Raw genomic sequence first — 20,203 nt, forward strand, 5'->3', positions numbered from 1 at the left:
TGAAACTCAACGAGGAGACCCCGTGCCCCAGGACACCTACGACTACGACGTCCTCGTCGTCGGCTCCGGCTTCGGCGGTTCGGTAACCGCCCTCCGCCTGACCGAAAAGGGCTACACCGTAGGCGTGTTGGAAGCCGGCCGCCGCTTCACCCCGTCGACGCTCCCCAAAAATTCCTGGGACCTCAAGAACTACCTCTGGGCCCCCAGGCTCAACCTGTACGGCATCCAGCGCATCCACCTGCTGGGCAACGTCATGGTCCTCGCCGGCGCAGGCGTGGGCGGCGGCTCCCTCAACTACGCCAACACCCTCTACGTCCCGCCGAAGCCGTTCTTCGAGGACCCCCAGTGGCGCGACATCACCGACTGGGAAGAGGAGTTGAGCCCGTACTACGACCAGGCCCGCCGCATGCTCGGCGTACGGCTCAACCCGACGATGACCCCCTCCGACGTCCACCTGAAGGCCGCGGCCCAGCGGATGGGCGTAGGAGACACCTTCCACATGGCCCCGGTCGGCGTCTTCTTCGGCGACGGCGAGGACGCCGAGGGCACCACGAAGGCCGCGCCCGGCGAACAGGTGGCCGACCCGTACTTCGGCGGCGCGGGCCCGGCCCGCAAGGCCTGCACCGAGTGCGGCGAGTGCATGACGGGCTGCCGGCACGGCGCTAAGAACACCCTCAACGAGAACTACCTCTACCTCGCCGAGAAGGCGGGCGCGGTGGTCCACCCGATGACGACGGTCGTGTCGGTCACGGACGACTCGCAGGGCGGCTACGCGGTGGCGACCCTGCCCACGGACGCGCGCCGCACGTCGGAAGGGAGGACCTTCAAGGCCCGCCGGATCGTCCTCGCCGCCGGCACCTACGGCACCCAGACCCTGCTGCACCGTATGAAGACGGGCGGCCAACTGCCGTACCTCTCCGAGAAGTTGGGTGAGCTGACCCGCACCAACTCGGAGGCGCTGGTCGGCGCGCAGACCAACAACCGCCGCTACCGCAAGGCGACGGGCGAGCGGCAGGTCGACTTCACGCGCGGAGTCGCCATCACCTCCTCGGTCCACCCCGACGAGAACACCCACATCGAACCGGTCCGCTACGGCAAGGGATCCAACTCGATGGGCGGCCTCTCCATCCTCCAAGTCCCCTACGCCGAGGGCTCGTCGAGGGCGCTGGCCTGGCTGGCGAACGCGGCCCGCCACCCGCTCCTGGTCCTGCGTTCGCTCTCCAACCGGCACTGGTCGGAACGGACCATCATCGGCCTGGTGATGCAGTCGCTGGACAACTCCCTGACGACGTACCTGAAACCGGACGGCGTGGGGAAAGGCCTGCTGACGGCACGTCAGGGACACGGCGCCCCCAACCCCAAGCAGATCAGGGCGGCTTCGGAGGCCGCGGCGGCGATCGCCGCCGAGATCAACGGCTTCGCGGGCTCGAACGTCGGCGAACTCATGGGCACCCCGCTCACCGCCCACTTCCTCGGCGGCTGCCCCATCGGCGCCTCCCGCGAGACCGGCGTGATCGACCCGTACCACCGTCTCTACGGCCACGCGGGCATCTCGGTCGTCGACGGCTCGGCGGTCTCCGCGAACCTCGGCGTCAACCCGTCCCTCACCATCACCGCGCAGGCCGAGCGCGCGATGTCCTACTGGCCCAACAAGGGCGAGCCGGACCCGCGCCCGGAGCAGGGGCTGTCGTACGAACGCCTGAAGGCGGTGGAGCCGCATCAACCCGCGGTCCCCGAGGGCGCGTTCGGCGCACTGAAGCTGCCGTTCCTGGGGATGCCGACGGTCCCGCCGAAGTCGTAGGGGACAAGCGGTACTTGCGGTACTCGCCGGACAACCAAGAAGGACCTGCGCCCCCCTCCGAGCGCAGGTCCTTCTTCGTCGAGCGAGCTACGGGTTACGCGCTCTCTCCGGTCTTGCGCCGACGCACCATGACCACCGCGGCGGCACCCGCGACGACGGCCGCACCGCCCACGAGCCCGATCACCGGGAGCGCGGAACTGGAGCCGGTCTCGGCGAGGTTGCCGGTGGCCTCGTTCACGTCACCCTGCGGCTTCAGGTCCTCGTTGGTCCCGGTGGGCTTCTCGCCGGTCGGCTTGGCCTCGCCGACGTCGCCCGGGTCGCTGCTGCCGGCGGCGAGCACGGAGAACTCGTAGTAGTCGCCGTTGCCGTAGCAGGAGTCACCCTTGCCCGCGTACACCGCCTGGCTCAGCGCGAACGACGAGCCTGCGGGGGCCGAGGACTTGATCTTCACGCGCAGGTCGAGCGTGGTCGAGGACTTCTTCTCCAGGGTGGGAAGAATCGCGACGATGCTCCCGGACAGGGTGGTCGTGTCGCTGCCGGAGCCGACGGTCTCCTGGTAGGAGTCGGTCCACTTGCCGTCCTGCTTCAGCTGGATCTGGGCCAGGTTCAGCATGAGCGAGGAGTCGTCGTTCACCTCGTCGCTGTACTCGGTGAGCGCGTTGATCCAGACGTTCGTGAGGTCCTTGTCCGAACCGTTCGTCACCACGAACTTGAAGGTGTGCCAGCCGGAACCGGCGACGATCTTGTTCGGCAGCCCGGTGATCGACGCGCTGAGCTTCTCGTCCAGGTCGAACGACTTGCAGTCCGCGTACGGGTCGAAGTCGTCGGCCGGCTTGCTCGGCGACGCGGAGACGGTGGGCGAGGAGGACCCGGTCGGGGTGCCCGTCGCGGCCGGGGTGCTGTCACCGGGCGCGGGGGTGCTGTCGTCGGCGGCCGGAGTGCTGTCGTCCGCCGCCGGGGTGCTGTCGTCCGCCGCGGGGGTGCTGTCGTCGGCGGCCGGGGTGCTCTCGTCCGCCGCCGGGCTGCTGTCCTCTGCCGCGGGGCTGCTGGACGACGTGTCCGGAGACTCGTTGTCGGCGAACGCGACCGGCGCGGACAGCAGAGCGAGCGGAGCGATGACGGCCGTCGCGGCGGCCGCGGCCATGGCACGGCGAAGCTTCATGAAGTCCTCGAGAAGTCCGGTGTACTGCGGGAGCGCAGCACCCTGGTCGGAGGGCTCCGCGTGTGGGGCGCGGCTGTGACCCTTGGTTATGCAGAGGAGACCCGGGAAACCTGCGAACGGTTGTGCCCACTCTCACGAGATTCTTATGTGGGCTCTGTCACACCCAAGTGCTCCTTGTGAACGGGCTTTCGGAACGTCTAGAACTTGGGGACGTGTCTGACAAGCCTGCCGAGGAACCGTCCTCGCACCCGGAGATCCCCGACGATGTCTGGGAACAGTTCGCCCGCGACACGGAGCGGGACATTCGCGCCTCCGCCCCGAAGGAACCGTCCGCCCGCGCCCGCGAGGTGACCGAGCGACTGAAGAAGAGCGAAGAGAAGGCGAAGGGGAAGAAGAAGGGAAAGCGACAGGAGCCCGAGGGCTGGCGGACCGGTCCCGCCTGGCAGGAGATGAACGGGCGGGCCCAGCGCAAGCGCCGCGTGTGGGCCGTCCTCGGCCTTCCGCTCGCCATAGCCGTCGCCGTGGTCGCGATGAAACCGTCGCTCATCCCCGGCGACCCCTTCGGCAAGGGCGACGACAGCGGCACGGGTGCCGCCGGCGCCGCCGCGGCCTCCCCGCTCGCGCCGGAGACCGCCGCCCCGACCGCCGCGCCCTCCGCCGTGGACCCCGAAGTCCCCACCCTGGACCGGCCGTTCGCCGGTTCACCCGCCCTGAACTGGGCGGACGGCGCGGCCGGCATCGTCCTGCCGAAGGCGAAGGCCGTGGGCGCGCTCTCCAAGGAGCGGGTCCAACTCGCCCTCCAGCAGACCGAGAAGCTCCTCGTCGCCGCCAACCTCGACCCGAAGACGATCGCGGGCGCCCGCCCGACCGCCGCGCTCGCGATACTGGACCCCCAACAGCCGGGAATGCTGGACGAGTTGAACACGTCCCTGCGCACCCCGGCCAAGACGCACGACCCCCTGCTGCTTTTCAGCCGCTTCGACCCCAAGGACCTACGGCTCGTCGGTGACGTCGTGAAGACCCGCGGCCGTATCACCTTCAAGAAGAACGACCGCTCCGGCGTCGAGGTCCACGCCGACTACACCTTCGTCTACCCGGTCGTCCGCACCGACGGCTCCCCCGAGGTCGCCCGCACCATCGTCCGCCGCGTGATCGACCTCGAACTCCTCGACCCCGCGCGCTACCAGGTCACTCCGGGCCGCCTCAACGTCGTCCACTACGACTCGGACTTCGGCAACAGCGCCTGCGACGTCTACGACGGCTACTTCCACCCCGAGTTCACCGCGGACCTCACCTCGGACGAGCCGACGGGAGCCACGCCGTCCGGCCCGACGACGGACCCGTACGACCGCAGCCGGGACATCGGCGAGGGTGCGAACGAGACGTGCGGGACGGTGAGCCGCACCTGAGCCGTACCTGAGTTGTGGTGCCGGGCAAGCGAAGGGCCCCGCGGGACGGAGCCGCGGGGCCCTTCTCCGTCAGCACCGGCGTCAGGGCTGCGCCGGTGCCTGGGAGCGGCGCCGGGGGGTTGCGCCGCTTGTCTCAAGTGCCCTGGGTCGGCGCCCCGGCGCACACGGGGCGCACGCTTGGTCTCGACCTCTGGCGGTAGGACGGTGCACTGCAGTGAGGTGGTCAATGCAGGTGTGTGCGTTGGGACTTGGGAGCCCGGGCGAACTCGGGGAGTGCTCAGAACGCCCGGAGCCTTCTTACGCATCGTGCTGGATGGACGCGGCCTCCGCAACCGTTCGATCCGGCTTTGTGCATTTTTGCATTTTCCGCCGGGCGGCCCCGGGCGTCCCCGGAGCCGACCGTTCTCTTGGGTGACCGGGCTGCTGTCCCCTGCCGTCCGGTCACGACCCTGGAGCGAGGTCCCACGACGTACGGCACGATCCGTACGTCTCATCGCCCCAGTCGAGCCACGCGTGGTTCTTTCGGGCCCGCCCCTGGCTGGCACGGACACCACCCCCAACGAAGGGGTTCGCGGAGCGGTCACGCGCCGTACGGGTGAGACGGCGCTCGAACTCAGATCCGCCCCCGGGAGAGTTCGAGGAGCGTCATCGCGAGGGAAGTGCCGGGCCGGCCGAGCGCGGCGCTGTAGTGGCTGAGGATCTCGTTCTCCCGGCTCAGGCTCACCCGCCGCCCGCCGGAGGCGATCCGCGCCTCCTGGACGACGGCGGACACGGCGACCCGTTCCTGGATCAGCCCGATGATCCGGTCGTCCAGGGCGTCGATGCGCTCCCGGGCGTCGGCGATGGTCTGCTCGGGCGTGGTGGTGGTCATACCGGGCTCCTTGTGTCTGGAGCGCCTGGACCGACCGGACCGGGAAACGACAGGCGCCCCGGGCCTTGTCGGCCCGGGGCGCCTGGAAAGTCGCTTGTCAGTAACTCAAGCAGCTCGACCATGGCAGCCGGCGGGCCGGTTGCCATAGGTAAAGAGGGAGGTCGGGTGCGTGAGCATGGGGGGAGTATGGCACAGGACCGGTTGGGGGTGCCGGGCGGGGACGCCGGCGTCCGCGAAGCCCGCCGAGTCGGACAGCGGTTTCTGCGGCGCCCGTCCAGCCCACCGAGTCGGGCGGTGGGTGGGCACAGGTCTCGGGGGTCCGGGGGCGGAGCCGCCGGGGACGGCCAGGTGTCCCACGCCGACCCCGTTAGAATCGGTACCCAGACCCCCGCCCCACCGCCGGAAGGCCACGCTCCCGTGTCAGCGACCCCCGCCCCCGACACCGTCCTGGTCGTCGACTTCGGCGCGCAGTACGCCCAGCTCATCGCCCGCCGCGTCCGCGAGGCCCGGGTCTACAGCGAGATCGTGCCGAGCACCATGCCGGTCGCGGAGATGCTCGCCAAGAACCCGGCGGCGATCATCCTCTCCGGCGGCCCCTCCTCGGTGTACGCGGAGGGCGCCCCCCGCCTGGACCGCGCACTCTTCGACGCCGGCGTCCCGGTCTTCGGCATGTGCTACGGCTTCCAGCTGATGGCCACGACTCTCGGCGGCACCGTCGACAACACGGGCGCCCGCGAGTACGGCCGTACGGAACTGCATGTCTCCCGGTCGTCCTCCACCCTCTTCGAAGGCACCCCGGACGAGCAGTCCGTGTGGATGTCCCACGGCGACGCCTGCTCCGCCGCCCCCGAGGGCTTCACGGTCACCGCGTCCACGGACGTCGTCCCGGTCGCCGCCTTCGAGAACGACGAGAAGAAGCTCTACGGCGTCCAGTACCACCCCGAGGTCATGCACTCCACGCACGGCCAGCAGGTGCTCGAGCACTTCCTGTACCGCGGCGCCGGCCTCACCCCGAACTGGACCACCGGCAACGTCATCGACGAGCAGGTCGCCCTCATCCGCGAGCAGGTCGGCGACAAGCGCGCCATCTGCGGTCTGTCCGGCGGCGTCGACTCCGCCGTGGCGGCCGCGCTCGTCGCTCGCGCCATCGGCGACCAGCTCACCTGCGTCTACGTCGACCACGGCCTGATGCGCAAGGGCGAGACCGAGCAGGTCGAGAAGGACTTCGTGGCCGCGACCGGCGTCAAGCTCGTCGTCGTGGACGCGGAGGAGCGCTTCCTCACCGCGCTCAAGGGGGTCTCCGATCCCGAGCAGAAGCGGAAGATCATCGGCCGCGAGTTCATCCGCGTCTTCGAGCAGGCCCAGGCCGAGATCATCGCGGACGAGGGCCCCGAGGTCGCCTTCCTGGTCCAGGGCACGCTCTACCCGGACGTGGTCGAGTCGGGCGGCGGCACGGGCACCGCGAACATCAAGTCGCACCACAACGTCGGCGGTCTCCCCGAGGACCTCGAATTCAAGCTCGTCGAACCGCTGCGCAAGCTGTTCAAGGACGAGGTCCGGATGGTCGGCCAGGAGCTGGGCCTCCCGGACGAGATCGTCCAGCGCCAGCCCTTCCCCGGCCCCGGCCTCGGCATCCGCATCGTGGGCGAGGTCACCAAGGACCGCCTCGACCTGCTCCGCGACGCCGACGCCATCGCCCGCGAGGAGCTGACGGCGGCCGGCCTCGACCGCGACATCTGGCAGTGCCCGGTGGTCCTCCTCGCCGACGTCCGCAGCGTCGGCGTCCAGGGCGACGGCCGCACCTACGGTCACCCGATCGTCCTGCGCCCGGTCTCCTCCGAGGACGCCATGACCGCCGACTGGTCGCGCCTGCCGTACGACGTCCTCGCGAAGATCTCCACCCGCATCACCAACGAGGTCGCCGACGTCAACCGCGTCGTCCTCGACATCACCTCGAAGCCCCCGGGGACCATCGAGTGGGAGTGAGCCTTCCCGGAGCCCTTCGGGCATCTTGAGGCTCAGGTCCGCTTGAGGGTCCGCACCGGCCCTCCGGGCTTCCAGACCTGCACGACGAGATACGTTTCGTCCTCGACGTAGGTCCGCACGACCTCCGTCAGCTCGGTGCGGAAGAGGTGGAACGGCTCCGGCGGTTCCACCTCTTTCCTGTACGCCCCCTTCACCCCGGCATCGGTCACCTCCACCGCCCGCCCGCTCACCCGTACGTCACCGCCGTGCGTGTCCGTACCTGGCCCCGGGTTCGCCTGCAGCGCGAACCGCGGATCGCGCCGCAGATCCAGCGCCTTCAGCGAGTCGGGCATCATCCCGAGCCACAACTCGCCGTCCAGGAAGCGCACTTCGAGCCCGGTCGTGCGCGGCGACCCGTCCTTGCGCAGGGTCGCGAGGACGTGATGCGTGAAGGCCCCGAAGCGCGTCTCGACGATCGCGGCGAGGTCCGGTTCGGCGGCGGTGAAGGTGGCCCAGTTCGCTGTCATACGGCGAGTGTTCCGCCGATAACCGACATCCTCTGTCCTCTTTACCGACCCGCACTGCCCTTTTCGACCGACCGGCGGTAACTTCTCGCCCTTACAACAAACCCAGTGCTGGAGGACCGATGCACGGGCCGATGCCGCCCTCCCCCCTGCCCACCGACCAACTGCGGTTCGCCATGCCGCCGATGCACGAGTCGGTCGAGGACGAACGCCGGCACCGCAAGGAACGGCTCGCGGGCGCCCTGCGCCTGTTCGGCCGGCTCGGCTTCGAGGACGGGGTCTCGGGGCACATCACCGCCCGCGACCCCGAGTTCAGCGACTGCTTCTGGGTCAACCCCTTCGGGATGCCCTTCCGACATGTCACCGTGAGCGATCTGGTGCTGGCCAACTCGGACGGCCAGGTGCTCCAGGGCCGCCACCACGTCAACCAGGCCGCGTTCACCGTGCACTCCCAGGTCCACGCAGCCCGCCCGGACGTCGTCTCGGTCGCCCACTGCCACTCCGTGCACGGCCGGGCGCTCTCCGCCCTCGGCGACTTCCTCGACCCGATCAGCCAGGAGAGCTGCGCCTTCTACGAGGACCACGCGCTCTACGACGCCTACAGCGGGGTCTCCGTCGACGCCGAGGAGGGCAAGCGGATCGCCGCCGGGCTGGGCTCCCGCAAGGCGCTCGTGCTGCGCAACCACGGACTGCTCACCGTGGGCGACTCGGTGGACGCGGCGGCCTGGTGGTTCGTGTCCATGGAACGCTCCTGCCAGGTCCAGCTCCTCGCGAAGGCGGCCGGCCGGCCCCTCCTCATCGACCACAAACTCGCCGTCGCCACCCGCGAACAGACCGGCGGCGACCTCGTCGCGTGGATCAACTACCAGCCCCTGTGGCAGGACATCAGCCGCAGCGAACCGGACCTCCTCAGTTGAAGCCGAACGGCTGAGCCGGGAGCCGACCGGCTGAGCCGCTCAACTGAATCCCCGCAGCACGGCCGCCTTGGTCATCCTGAACTCCTCGTCCGTGAGCACCCCTTCCCGGTGCAGCTCGCCCAACTCCCGCAGCCTGCGCAGGAGTACGTCGTGATGATCGGCCGGCGGCGGAACGGTCGCCAGCCGTCGAGGGCGGTCCGCGAACTCCCCGTTGTCGAGTTCCCGGACCGACGGATGCGGCAGCCGCGCGGTCACCGCCGTCGCGACCAGCGCGGTGAGCAGATCGCGCCGGGTGCTGCCCCACAGATCGAGGGCGTACGGGTCCTTCTCCGGCGGCAGTTTGGAGAACACCGTCTCCCGGGTCACGAACCGCATGAACCCGTCCTCGTAGCCGGAGTTGGGCAGCCACTCCACCTGCACGAGGTCCCCGACGGAGACGATGCGCGGCCCGGTGGCACGCTTGACGCGCTCCGAGGTGTCGGCCCAGTCGATGCGCACCTGGGCGCCGTCGAAGGACACCGTGCCGTCGGAGGAGCGCACGGAGACCGGGACCGGCGGGCCGGGCAGGAGATAGGCCTTGGTGGGCTCCTTGGGGATCTGGTCCAGGAGCAGCGCGTGCCGGATCTCCTCCGCCACGTACTCCGCGACCCCGGACCGGTCGATGTCCACGATCAGCCGGTACGGATCCGCCGCGTCCGGCAGCCGTCCGCCGGTCGCCTGGAGCAGCGGGTCGGCTCCCTCGCGCAGCCTCAGCCGCAGCCGGCCACGCTTGCGTTCGGGTTCGTAGACGACGCCCGCGACGGCTTCGAGGGGCACCGCGATCTCCCCGTACGTCTGCCGGAACAGTGGCACGGAGCGGTGAAGTCCCGGCGTGATACGGACCGTTGTGCCGTCGAAGGCCCAGGTCCCGTCGCGCTGGATGATCTCGGCCATAGGGAAATTCTCGCAGCAGGGTCAACACGGCGGCGCCCGCTTCACCCGCGCTGACCAGACCTGCCGGACGCGGACCCCGTTCCGTAGGGCACAATCCGCTGGTGTCGTGCGGGAGTTGCAAGGCGGTGGCCAAAGGCTTCGGAGCCGGCCGCCGAACGTGAGGGCCCGGGGTCGAGGGCCGAGGACCATGAGGGTCGTGGGGAAGGCAGGCGTCGGGCGTGGCGGTGCAGGAGGCGAGACAGGGCGGCGAGCACATCGGTGCCCACGGAGGTGGCTGCACCTGCGGGGACTGCCCGCACGGAGCACGCGAGGGGCATCGGCGCGCGGTCGCCGCGTTCCTCGTCAAGCGGGACGGCTTCGCGGCCGGCGAGGGGCTGCCCGCGGCGGTGGCGCACTCGGCGTCCGCCTCCCGGCAGTGGGTCTCGGACGAACTGACCCAGTCCGCCGACGACGTCGCCGAACGCGGCCGCGCCGAGGGCGGCGCCTGGCTGGCCCGCCTGTGGCATCGCACGGCCTTCACGGTGTGGGCTGCTTTCGTCGTGCTGCTCCTGGTGCAGTCGCTCACCGCGATCGGCGCGGGCTGGACGGCGGCCCGCACGGCCGGGCTGCTGGCCGCGCTCGTGGTCGGCGGTGCGGTGACCGCCGCCTCCTGGTTCCACCGGGCGCGCGGCGGGGCGCTGGCACCGGTCATCGGTGAGGACAACCGGCTGTCGACCTCCCGCGCTGTCGCCGTGTCCTGGGTGCTGTTCGTGGCGTACGCGGTGCTGGTCCTGGCCGGCCGCCTCGCCGCCGCCTCCGACCACGCCGAGCGCGACGCCCTCATCTCCGGCCTCGAACTCGCCCGCGGCGCCGGTGTGGTGACCGTCCTCGCCGTGGTCTGCGCGATCGCCGTGCTCGTCCGCCGGGTCGTCGGCCTGCGGGTCCTCGGCCAGCGCCTCCAGAAGATCCCCGCCGACCGCCCCCGCGCCGCCGACCTCCTCACCGACGACGCGGGCCGCGGCACCTTCGCCGACATCCAGTACGTCGCGATCAGCGCCGTCGCCCTCGTCTTCGTCGCCGTACGCCTCGCCCGCCGCCCCGACCAACTGCCCGACCTGCCCTGGGGGTTGGCGGTGGTCGTGCTGATCTCGGCCGCGACGTACCTGGCCGGCAAGTACGCGGAGGGCGGCCGCCCGGTCATCCTCTCGGTGGTGCGCTCCCGTGAGGCGGGCGACCTCGACGCCCCCATCCGCACCGGCGACGACATCGAGATCCGCGGCGCCGGCTTCGTCCCCCCGGGCGCCCAGACCGCCGACCGGCTCTCCCGCATGGTCGTCCGCATCGGCCCGGTCAACGTCCACGTCCCCCTCGTCCCGGTCACCGGCGGCTTCTCCAACCCCACGGACACCCTCCTGACCGTCCCCGTCCCGGTCGACGTCGAGCCCGGACGCGTGGAGGTACAGGTGGTGACCGCGGCCGGCGTGGAGACGAACGCCTGCGTGGTCGACGTGACGGACTGACCCCACCCATGAGCGACGACGTCCTGTCGGTCATCCCGACCGACCCCCACTGGCAGCCCGGGCCGGAGGCGGGCGAGCGCGCGGCCGCCCTGGTGACCCGGCTGGTCTCGGACGGCCGGGCTTTCGCGGACGACCCGGACGCCGACGACGATCCGGAGATCGACGTCGACTGGTACGCCATCCCGACCATGGTGGACTGCGGCGGCAACCTCGAACGCATCGGCTGCCCCCACTGCGGTGCCTCGATCGACCGGCAGTGGTACGCCGATCTGGTCGAGCACCACCCGGACGGCTTCCCGACGCTCGCCGTGACCGCCCCCTGTTGCGCCGCCGCCACCTCCCTGGACGCCCTCGACCACGACTGGCCGTGCGGTTTCGCCCGCTTTGAGATCGCCGTCTGGAACCCGGGACGCGTCATCTGGTTCGGTGACGACGAGCTGTCGGCCGTCGCCGAGGCTCTCGGGCACCCCGTGCGACAGGTCCGGGCCCACATCTGAACATCCATAGAAGCGGGCCGACCGCAGCCCGGACTCTGCCGAAGTCCGAAAAACTGTCCGAAGCATGGTTGAGCGGGTCCCCCTTTTCGTACGTATGGTCTGTTGAGGGGTCAACGGCGGCGAGAGGCGGCTAAGGGCGATGACTCACAGCACTCGAATGGATACGCAAACCCCGTACCTCGACGGCGACCGGAGCTGGCGTGACACCGCCACCCGGTACGCCCTGCTCCCACTGCGCGTCTTCCTCGGCGTCACCTTCATCTACGCAGGCCTGGACAAACTCACCGACAGCGCCTTCATGAAGTCCTCCGGCGCCGGCTCGATCGGCGAGACGATGCGCGCGGTCCGCGACTCGTCGGCGATCCCGGCCCTGGTCGACCTCTCCCTGAAGAGCCCCGTCGGCTTCGGCTACGCCATCGCCTTCGGTGAACTCGCCGTCGGCATCGGCACGTTGATCGGTCTGCTGGCCCGCCTCGCCGCACTCGGCGGTGCGCTGATCTCGCTCAGCCTGTGGCTGACCATTAGCTGGGCCAACGACCCCTACTACTACGGCAACGACCTCGCCTATCTGATGGCCTGGCTGCCCCTCGTCCTCGCGGGCGCCTCCGTGTTCTCCCTGGACGCGGCGATCCGAGCCAGGCGAAGGCAGCGCACGGGCGGCTACCGGTAGCCCCTGAAGGGGAGCCGGCGGTGGCCGGGTCCTGGGACTCGGTCACCGGGTTCTCGCCGGGCGGGCCGTCGGCTCGGCCCGGTCCGGTTCGTAGACGATCGTCAGCCGGATATGTCCGGACCGGGGTCGGCCGTGCTCCTACGGCCGGCCCTTCGGTGTCGGCGGATCGCGCCGCTGACCCCCGCCACCACACCGGCCAGCAGCAGGCCGAACACGACCAGCGGGATCACCGCGAACCACTCGGTCACCCACAGCCCGCCCGCGTCCCCGGCGTAGACCACGCCCGCGACGGCGAGGAAGAGGCCGACGACCAGCTTCCCGGGCTGGAACTCATGACGCAGCACGGCTGACCTCCGCCTGTCCGACGCCGACATGGAGGTCCAGGTCCAGCGTGCCGGTGCTCTTGACGCCCGCCGTCGGGGCAAGGGTGACCTGCTGCTGCTTGTCCGGCTCCACGTCCACGTCCTTCTTGTCGTCACCGGGCAACTGGATGTCCCCGACGTTCACGTCCACGTTCAGCTTCACCGTCACGTCCGAGGGCACGATCACCTTCAACTGCCCGACGCCCACCTCGGCCTGGGCCGAGACCGTCTGCCCCTTGGTCAGGTGCAGTCCGGTCAGGTCCAGCGTGCCCACCCCGTTCCCCAGGTCGTACCTCTGCTGTACCTCCGCCACCGCCGCGGGCTGCCAGGTGACGTGTTCCCAGTGGGTGGTGAGGTCCTTGGGCAGGGCAGCCGAGGCGGCGAGCAGGCCGGCCGTGACGATCGCGAGGAACACCGAGCCCGCCCCCGTACGCCCCGCGAACGCGCTGATCGCGATCCCCAGGCCGAAGACGACGAGCGCACAGGCCAGGCCGGCCTGCAGGCTGGTGCCGAGCTCCTGGTCGTTCCACTTCGCGGCGGTGCCCAGGGCCCCCGCGAACAGCGCGAGCAGGAACACCCAGCCGCCGATCCAGCGCGGGCCGCGCGGCTTCGGAGGTGCCGGGCGCGGTCTCCGCTGATCCTCGCGCCAGTGCGGGTACGAAGGGCCGAGGCTGATGTGGATCGCGTCGGCGATGTCCCGGTCGCGGGAGTCGCCGGGGCCCCACAGATAACCGGTGCCACCGACGTGTGTGCCGTCCTTGACGATCGGATCACGCCACCAGGAGGGATAGGACGCGGCCACCGGCGGCGCCTGGGCCTCCGGCGGGGCATCGGCGACGGCCTGCGCGGCCAGCGGGTCGGGGTCGGGGGCGCCGCGCTGCTGCGACCAGTACCCCGCGCCCGCCAGCAGGAGGGAGACGACGACGGCGAAGGTCAGCACACTCGCGTTGTTCAGCATCGACAGGAACACACCGCAGCCGACCAGCGCGAACAGCACGGCGGCCAGGGCCTGGCCGTCCACGCGGCCGGTGAAGAGCTTGCGGACCTCGTTCTCCTCCTCGTCGTCGTACGGGACGAAGAGCCAGGCGAAGCCGTAGAAGATGAGGCCGATGCCGCCCGTCGCCGAGAGCACGGCGAGCGTGATCCGGAAGATCACCGGGTCCATGTCGCACTGCCGCCCGAGCCCCGCGCACACCCCCGCGAGCACCTTCGACCGCCGGTCCCGCCGGAACCGGTGCAGAGCCGCGCCCGCGCTGCCGCCGCCGGGCACCGCACCCGGCGAGGAGGCGGCACCCGCGCCGGGCACGGCGTCCTGCGGCCCGGCGCCCGCTCGCGGACGTGGGCCGGAGCCGGGTCCCGGACCCGTCGCGGCGTGCTCGTGATCTGTCATGCGTCCATGCTGCCCGCCGCGAGGCGCCGATGGCAGTCGGGACGACCCTGGCCGAACCCTGAAATCGGCCCCGACCCGGACCGGGGGAGTGTTCGACAACGGCCCCGACACCGCGAAAGGCCCCCGCGGCGCTCTGTCTTCGCGGACCGAGCGCGCCGTATTCGAAGATCAGGGGAGTCTCGGGGGTCCACCCTGATGCCCGGAACGGCGGGGCGTGTGAACATCGGTGGCATGCCGGAAGCCGCAGCACTGCCCGTCGAGGACCCGCGGCCGCCGCGCAAGCTCTACCGCAGCAGTGACGGTCGCTGGCTCGGTGGGGTGGCGCGGGGGCTCGCCGGGCATCTCGGGCTGCCGGTGATCTGGGTGCGGCTGGTGTTCGTGGGGCTGTTCCTCGCGGACGGACTCGGCGCGCTGTTGTACGCCTCGTTCTGGTTCTTCGTGCCGCTCGGCGTCGGCGGGGTCGCCGGCCAGCGGCCCCCGTCCCTCGTCTCCACCGAGACCTCACCGGACGGCCGTCGCAGACTCGTCGCCCGCAAGCCGGACAAGGGCCAGATCGTCGCCCTGCTCCTCATGGTCGTCGTGGCCCTGGTCTTCGTCGGCAATGTGAACCTGGGCAATGGCGCCAAGGCCTATCTCTTCCCGGTCGTCCTCGTCGGCGCGGGCGTCGCCCTCGTCTGGCGCCAGGCGGACAACGCCCGCCGCGCCCGCTGGGCCGAGGTCGGCAGCAGACGCCGTACGCTCAGCCTGCTGCGCGCGGGCGGCGGCGTCCTGCTCGTCACCGCCGGCGCCACCGCGATCTTCGTGCTGCAGGGCTCCGCCGACCACCTCGGCTCGGTCCTCCAGGCCGCCCTCGCGGTCCTCGTCGGCATCACCCTGCTTGCCGGCCCGTATCTCGTGCGGATGACCCAGGACCTCTCCGAGGAGCGCCTGATGCGCATCCGCGCCCAGGAGCGCGCCGAGGTCGCCGCCCATGTCCACGACTCCGTGCTGCACACCCTGACCCTGATCCAGCGCAACGCGGAGAGCCCGAACGAAGTGCGCCGCCTGGCCCGCGCCCAGGAGCGCGACCTGCGCGCCTGGCTCTACAAACCGGAGGGCACCGGCAAGGACGAGGCCGACGAACCCGACACCCTCGCCGAGGCGGTGCGCCGCAGCGCGGCCGAGGTCGAGGACAAGCACGGCGTCCCCATCGAGGTCGTCGTCGTCGGGGACTGCCCGCTCGACGACAGGATCGGCGCCCAGATGCAGGCCGCACGCGAAGCGATGGTGAACGCGGCCAAGTACGGTGGCGAGGGCGGCGCCGTACAGGTCTACGCCGAGGTGGAGGGGAAGAAGGTCTTCGTGTCCGTCCGCGACCGCGGACCGGGCTTCGACCTCGACTCGATACCCGCCGACCGCATGGGCGTCAGAGAATCGATCATCGGCCGTATGGAGCGACACGGCGGTACGGCACGGCTGCGCGCCGTACCGGACGGCGGTACCGAGGTCGAGCTGGAGATGGAGAGGGCGGAGAAGACGTCATGAGCGACGCGACCGAGACGAACGAACCGGCGGAGCCGACCGGCGGGAGCGCGGGCGGGCGTCACGTGCGCGTGGTCCTCGTCGACGACCACCGCATGTTCCGTACGGGGGTCCAGGCCGAGATCGGCCGCACCGAGGAGACCGGAGTCGAGGTGGTCGGCGAGGCCGCGGACGTCGACCAGGCGGTCACGGTCATCACCGCGACCCGCCCCGAGGTGGTCCTCCTCGACGTCCACCTCCCGGGCGGTGGCGGGGTCGAAGTCCTGCGCCGCTGCGCCCCGTTGATGAGCGACGCCGAGCAGCCCGTCCGCTTCCTCGCCCTGTCCGTGTCGGACGCGGCGGAGGACGTGATCGGGGTGATCCGCGGCGGTGCGCGCGGCTACGTCACCAAGACGATCACCGGCACGGACCTCGTCAACTCCGTCTTCCGGGTCCAGGAGGGCGACGCGGTCTTCTCGCCCCGGCTGGCCGGCTTCGTCCTCGACGCCTTCGCGTCGACCGACGCCCCGCCGGTCGACGAGGACCTCGACCGTCTCACCCAGCGCGAGCGCGAGGTCCTGCGCCTCATCGCGCGGGGCTACGCCTACAAGGAGATCGCCAAGCAACTGTTCATCTCGGTGAAGACGGTCGAGTCCCATGTCTCGGCGGTGCTCCGCAAGCTCCAGTTGTCGAACCGGCACGAGCTGACGCGCTGGGCGACGGCACGTCGACTGGTGTGACCCGTAAGGGAGTTCACCTGCGGGATCACCCAGGGGATCCCCTGGGGGTTCACACCACCCGGGTCGCCCCCGCGAACGGCATCTGGTCGATCGGCGCCAGCCGTACCGGAGCGGTCGGGTTCGGGGCGTGGATCATCTGGCCGTCGCCGACGTAGATGCCGACGTGACTGATGCCCGAGTAGAAGAACACCAGGTCGCCGGGGCGCAGTTCGTCCCGGGAGACCCGCTGTCCGGCGTTGATCTGGGCGTAGGTCGTGCGGGGCAGCGAGACACCCGCGGAGTTGTAGGCGGCCTGCACGAGGCCCGAGCAGTCGAAGGCGTTCGGGCCCGTCGCCCCCCACACGTAGGGGCTGCCGAGCTTCTGGTAGGCGTAGGAAACGGCCGCGGCCGCACGGGAGTTGGGGGCGTCTGCCGCGGCGGCCGAGGACCCGGGCGCGGCCAGCGCACCCCGTGCCGTGGTCGACGACCGTGACGCGCGGCCGGAGCCACTCGCCTCGCCGACCTGGGCCCGCTGCCGCGGAGGCAGCGTCGACAGCAGCCGGCGTGCCTGGTCCAGCTTCCCGTTGATGGTCTTCTTCTGCCTGCCGAGCTCCGCCTGCCGCGACTTCAGCGAGGTCAGCTCGATGTGCGCGGCACCGCGCAACTGCTCGATCTCCCGCAACTGCTGCCGTACGAGAGCGACGGCAGCCGTCTGCCGGTGGCCCACCCGGTCGGCGAACTCGGCGCCGTCCAGATACCGTTCGGGGTCGTCGGAGAGCATGAGCTGCACCGCGGGGTCGATCCCGCCACCGCGGTACTGGGCCGCGGCGACATAACCCAGCGAGTCCCGCGCCGAGTTGAGCTTCTCCGTCTTGCGCGCCGCCTCGTCCCGCAGGGTGTTCAACTGCTTCTCGGCCGCGTCCGCCTTCTCCTTCGCGCCGTCGTACTTCTCGGTGGCGACCTCCGCCTCCTGGTACAGCTTGTCCACCTTGGCCTTGACCTGTGTCGGCGTCAGTTGCGGCTCGGCGTGCGAGGTCCCGTCGAAGGCCGTGGCGGTCGCCGCGCCCGCGAGGGCGATCGTGGCCGCGGTACGGGCCGTATGGCCGCTGAGCGGGCGCTGTCGGGCCTTGCGGTGCGCTGCCACGTGGACTGCACGTCCTTTCGTACGACCGCCGGGGGAGCGGGCGATTGCGCGTCCGGCGGCGGCCTGCACAGGGGGAGCGGGCCGCCGCCGGACTTCTCGGCGGTGGTGTCCGGCTGCCGCCCCTGGTCCGGGCGGCGGTGGGGAGCCGGTCACCTGGTGGAGGACGCTAAACCTGATGGTTGCGGCCCGGTAACGCATGCGCGGAACTGACATGAGGTGACCGGGAATTGACCATAAGTGACTGTGATCCCGGACCGGGCCCGCCGCCTTCGCGTGGCGCGCTGACCGATGCGGCGGTTCCGGCGCGGGGCGGTCCGGCGCGATGCTATGGGCCGCATATATGCAAGGGAATCGGAGCGCTACGGAGGGGCGGTGTCGGCCGGCCTCCGGGCCCCTGGTTAGGCTCCGGCCCCATGGACGTACTCATCCATCTCTTCGTCGGCCTGCACATCATCGGCATCGCGGCGCTGCTCGGCGGTTTCCTCACCCAGATGAAGGCGATGGGCCAGGGCACGGCCCGCTTCGTCCCCGGCATGCTGCACGGAGCGCTGACCATGCTGGTCACCGGCGCCGTCCTGGTCGGCCTCAACCAGGCCGACGATCAGCACGTCAACAACATCAAGATCGGCATCAAGCTCGCGCTGCTGATCGTGATCCTCGGCCTCGTCTATGTGAAGCGGGACGAGGAGACCGTCGACAAGAGCCAGTTCGCGCTGGTGGGCGGACTGACCATGGTGAACATCTTCATCGCGGTCCTGTGGACGTGACCCCGGACGTGGCGGCGAGGTAGAACCGGACCGTCCCCGCGGCGACCACCAGCCAGGCCGCCACCGCGATCCACAGCACCACCTCCCCGGGCGTCCGCAGCCACCCGACGTCCACGGCGGTCCCCACGGACAGCATGGTCGCCGCCGTCATCCCCAGGGGGAACACCGTCGACCAGCGGCGCACGTCGAAGCGCAGCCGCGGCCAGGCGGCCTCGGCGGCCACCAGGACCACGCACCAGGCCACGTCGATCACGAGCAGCGCCACGGTCACGGACCGCAGGACGCCCCGGTCGTCGGAGTTCCACAGGTACAGGCGCGCGCTGTCGGCGGCGATCAGCTTCGACCCGGCCAGCGCCGAGACGGCCAGCGCGCCGCCGACGATCCAGTGGTCCCCGACCCCGATGATCACCTGCCGCCATTCGAAACGGGCCAGCGCGAACCCGTAGAGCACCAGCCCGAGCCAGAACAGCACCAGCGCCGTGTGCGCGAGCCAGGCCACCGACTCGGCCCCGGCGATCGTCGCCCCCAGCACGGCCAGCGACTGCGTGGCCACACAGCCCAGGAACACCGTCCCGGGCATCCGCCCCCGCCAGTTCCCCAGGACCCGCACGAGCAGCCACGGCCACAGCACCGCACCCAGCGCCAGCAGCGCCTCGGCCACCGTCTGCCGGCCCGCGATCGAGAACCGCGTCCCCAGGACGGCGCTTGCGGCCACGGCGGTCAGCGCACCGGGCGTCCCCGCCTCCGTGAGCCACCTCCGCCGGTCCCACAGCAGCCGTACGGCGAAGTCCGCGGCCAGCCCCAGCCAGAACACGCAGGCCACCGCGAAGGCGATACGGGACAGCACCTCGTACCCCGTGCCATGCAGGCCGACCGACACGATCGCGGTCGCCATCACGACGGCCCCGGCCGCCGGCGGACGCTGCGCCCACCAGGCGCGGAAGCGGGAGATACCGGTATCGGGCATGGCCCGATGCTAGGGAGCGGCCCCGGTGCGGACGGCGGGCCACGCGCGCGGGGACGTCAAAAACACCTGCACGCGTGCGTGGCGCTCAAAAACACCCTCACGCGCGCGTACGGACTCCGCTCAGGCCGGCCGCACCACGCTGTGGACGATCGCCGTGCCGTCGTAGTGGATCGATTCCTCGCGGACGTAGGCGCCCGGCTTCGGGGCGTGGATCATCATGCCGTCGCCCACGTAGACACCGACGTGACTGGCATCGTCGTGGAAGAAGACCAGGTCGCCGGGTTGTGCGTCGGCCAGGGGGACCGTCGTGCCGGCGTCGGCCTGGGCGGCGGTGATACGCGGGAGGGTGACTCCGGCGGCCTTCCAGGCGGCTTGCGTGAGGCCCGAGCAGTCGTAGGAGCCCGGTCCGGCGGCGCCCCAGACGTACGGTTTGCCGACCTGGGCGCGGGCGAAGGTGATGGCCTGCCGGGCGAGCGCCGCCGCCTCTTGTTGCCGCTCCCGCGCGGCCAGTCGCGACAACAGCGCGCGTGCGGTGGAGAGCTTCCGCTGGACGGTGGCCTTGGCCGTCCTCGGGTCGCTCTGTGTCCCGTCGGAGGCCTGGAGGCCCACGGCCGCCTCCTGACGCTGCCCCGTCGTCGTGGACCGCTCCGTGAGGTGCGCGGCGACCGCGTCCTTCTGGCGGGCGGTCAGCCGACTCATCAACTGGGCCTGGTCGTAGTGGTCGTGCGGGGTGGCGGTGAAGGAACTCGGTTTCTTCCGCGGGGAGTTGATCTTCTGCGTGCGCTTGGCCGAGCTCTGCCCCTCGGTCGCCGAGTCCGCCCGGCGGTAGAGGTCGTCGATCTTCTGCTCGACCTCTCCGAGGCTCCGGTTGCCGCCGTCGGCGGGGGTCCATATGCCTGCGATGCGCGAGCCCGCGGAACGGGGCTTGCGGTGCGACGACGCCAAGGAGGCGACTCCTTCCGAGGTCGGTGGGGCCGTGGGGCTCGACGGCGGGGCCGTGGAACTTGAACGAACGCTAACCAACTTGTGTGACTTGCGTGAAGATTGCCGGCCGATATGCCCGATACGTTTGCGTGACCTCGGTCATGCGTCCGCCCGGCCGTCGC

18 protein-coding genes and 1 pseudogene are annotated in these 20,203 nt (G+C 70.9%); 10 read left to right on the forward strand and 9 right to left on the reverse strand.

Annotated elements, in window-relative coordinates:
• Positions 1 to 22: 22 nt before the first annotated feature.
• A complete protein-coding gene (locus OG223_RS32085) occupies positions 23 to 1,801 on the forward strand; it encodes a GMC family oxidoreductase (RefSeq protein WP_329256050.1) in 1,779 nt (592 codons plus the stop codon).
• Positions 1,802 to 1,895: 94 nt separating this feature from the next.
• Here OG223_RS32085 and OG223_RS32090 read toward each other — a convergent pair whose 3' ends face one another.
• On the reverse strand, positions 1,896 to 2,963 hold the full coding sequence (locus OG223_RS32090) for an LAETG motif-containing sortase-dependent surface protein (protein ID WP_329256052.1): 1,068 nt from the start codon (positions 2,961 to 2,963) through the stop codon (positions 1,896 to 1,898).
• A 212-nt stretch (positions 2,964 to 3,175) separates the two neighbouring features.
• Here OG223_RS32090 and OG223_RS32095 point away from each other — a divergent pair, with 212 nt between their 5' ends.
• Positions 3,176 to 4,372 carry a hypothetical protein gene (locus OG223_RS32095; RefSeq protein ID WP_329256054.1) on the forward strand — a complete coding sequence of 399 codons (1,197 nt, stop codon included), beginning with the start codon at positions 3,176 to 3,178 and terminating at the stop codon, positions 4,370 to 4,372.
• Between the two features lie 613 nt (positions 4,373 to 4,985).
• Here OG223_RS32095 and OG223_RS32100 read toward each other — a convergent pair.
• Positions 4,986 to 5,249 (reverse strand): annotated as a pseudogene (locus OG223_RS32100) (chorismate mutase); the annotation flags it as partial.
• Positions 5,250 to 5,660: 411 nt separating this feature from the next.
• On the opposite strand from OG223_RS32100, the gene guaA reads away from it, so the two are divergent.
• Positions 5,661 to 7,229, forward strand: coding sequence for a glutamine-hydrolyzing GMP synthase (gene guaA, locus OG223_RS32105; RefSeq protein WP_329256056.1), 1,569 nt, complete (start codon positions 5,661 to 5,663; stop codon positions 7,227 to 7,229).
• Between the two features lie 32 nt (positions 7,230 to 7,261).
• Here guaA and OG223_RS32110 read toward each other — a convergent pair whose 3' ends face one another.
• The gene (locus tag OG223_RS32110) at positions 7,262 to 7,735 is read right to left on the reverse strand and encodes a pyridoxamine 5'-phosphate oxidase family protein (protein ID WP_329256058.1); all 474 of its coding nucleotides are present in this window, start codon (positions 7,733 to 7,735) and stop codon (positions 7,262 to 7,264) included.
• 119 nt (positions 7,736 to 7,854) lie between these two features.
• On the opposite strand from OG223_RS32110, the gene OG223_RS32115 reads away from it, so the two are divergent.
• A complete protein-coding gene (locus tag OG223_RS32115) occupies positions 7,855 to 8,649 on the forward strand; it encodes a class II aldolase/adducin family protein (protein WP_329256060.1) in 795 nt (264 codons plus the stop codon).
• Positions 8,650 to 8,688: 39 nt separating this feature from the next.
• Here OG223_RS32115 and OG223_RS32120 read toward each other — a convergent pair whose 3' ends face one another.
• Positions 8,689 to 9,582, reverse strand: coding sequence for a DUF4429 domain-containing protein (locus OG223_RS32120; RefSeq protein ID WP_329256062.1), 894 nt, complete (start codon positions 9,580 to 9,582; stop codon positions 8,689 to 8,691).
• A gap of 218 nt (positions 9,583 to 9,800) precedes the next feature.
• Between OG223_RS32120 and OG223_RS32125 the strand changes: the two genes are divergently transcribed.
• From OG223_RS32125 to OG223_RS32135, 3 genes are all read left to right on the forward strand, one after another.
• Positions 9,801 to 11,081 carry a hypothetical protein gene (locus tag OG223_RS32125; protein WP_329256063.1) on the forward strand — a complete coding sequence of 427 codons (1,281 nt, stop codon included), beginning with the start codon at positions 9,801 to 9,803 and terminating at the stop codon, positions 11,079 to 11,081.
• A gap of 8 nt (positions 11,082 to 11,089) precedes the next feature.
• The gene (locus OG223_RS32130) at positions 11,090 to 11,578 is read left to right on the forward strand and encodes a hypothetical protein (protein ID WP_329256065.1); all 489 of its coding nucleotides are present in this window, start codon (positions 11,090 to 11,092) and stop codon (positions 11,576 to 11,578) included.
• A 139-nt stretch (positions 11,579 to 11,717) separates the two neighbouring features.
• On the forward strand, positions 11,718 to 12,248 hold the full coding sequence (locus OG223_RS32135; protein ID WP_329256067.1) for a DoxX family protein: 531 nt from the start codon (positions 11,718 to 11,720) through the stop codon (positions 12,246 to 12,248).
• Between the two features lie 101 nt (positions 12,249 to 12,349).
• Here the strand turns inward: OG223_RS32135 and OG223_RS32140 are convergent, their stop codons facing one another.
• Entirely contained in the window at positions 12,350 to 12,592 is a 243-nt protein-coding gene (locus OG223_RS32140; protein WP_329256069.1) for a hypothetical protein, read from the reverse strand.
• Positions 12,579 to 14,000, reverse strand: a complete 1,422-nt coding sequence (locus OG223_RS32145) for a PspC domain-containing protein (protein ID WP_329256071.1) — start codon at positions 13,998 to 14,000, stop codon at positions 12,579 to 12,581. The genes OG223_RS32140 and OG223_RS32145 overlap by 14 nt, the downstream gene beginning before the upstream one ends.
• Positions 14,001 to 14,195: 195 nt before the next feature.
• Between OG223_RS32145 and OG223_RS32150 the strand changes: the two genes are divergently transcribed.
• On the forward strand, positions 14,196 to 15,524 hold the full coding sequence (locus tag OG223_RS32150; protein WP_329256073.1) for an ATP-binding protein: 1,329 nt from the start codon (positions 14,196 to 14,198) through the stop codon (positions 15,522 to 15,524).
• The gene (locus OG223_RS32155) at positions 15,521 to 16,240 is read left to right on the forward strand and encodes a LuxR C-terminal-related transcriptional regulator (protein WP_019055616.1); all 720 of its coding nucleotides are present in this window, start codon (positions 15,521 to 15,523) and stop codon (positions 16,238 to 16,240) included. The genes OG223_RS32150 and OG223_RS32155 overlap by 4 nt, the downstream gene beginning before the upstream one ends.
• Before the next feature lie 49 nt (positions 16,241 to 16,289).
• On the opposite strand, the gene OG223_RS32160 is transcribed toward OG223_RS32155, so the two are convergent.
• Positions 16,290 to 17,363: a C40 family peptidase gene (locus OG223_RS32160; protein ID WP_329256076.1), complete on the reverse strand. Its 1,074-nt coding sequence runs from the start codon at positions 17,361 to 17,363 to the stop codon at positions 16,290 to 16,292.
• 413 nt (positions 17,364 to 17,776) lie between these two features.
• Here OG223_RS32160 and OG223_RS32165 point away from each other — a divergent pair, with 413 nt between their 5' ends.
• On the forward strand, positions 17,777 to 18,130 hold the full coding sequence (locus tag OG223_RS32165) for a hypothetical protein (RefSeq protein WP_329256078.1): 354 nt from the start codon (positions 17,777 to 17,779) through the stop codon (positions 18,128 to 18,130).
• Here OG223_RS32165 and OG223_RS32170 read toward each other — a convergent pair.
• Together OG223_RS32170 and OG223_RS32175 are read right to left on the reverse strand one after the other, a co-directional pair.
• Positions 18,108 to 19,097 carry a tellurite resistance/C4-dicarboxylate transporter family protein gene (locus OG223_RS32170; protein ID WP_329256079.1) on the reverse strand — a complete coding sequence of 330 codons (990 nt, stop codon included), beginning with the start codon at positions 19,095 to 19,097 and terminating at the stop codon, positions 18,108 to 18,110. The two genes, OG223_RS32165 and OG223_RS32170, sit on opposite strands and share 23 nt — an antisense overlap.
• Before the next feature lie 120 nt (positions 19,098 to 19,217).
• Positions 19,218 to 20,042 carry a C40 family peptidase gene (locus tag OG223_RS32175; protein WP_329256081.1) on the reverse strand — a complete coding sequence of 275 codons (825 nt, stop codon included), beginning with the start codon at positions 20,040 to 20,042 and terminating at the stop codon, positions 19,218 to 19,220.
• Positions 20,043 to 20,203: the final 161 nt, after the last annotated feature.

The organism is Streptomyces sp. NBC_01478 (assembly GCF_036227225.1).
Classification (GTDB): Bacteria; Actinomycetota; Actinomycetes; order Streptomycetales; family Streptomycetaceae; genus Streptomyces.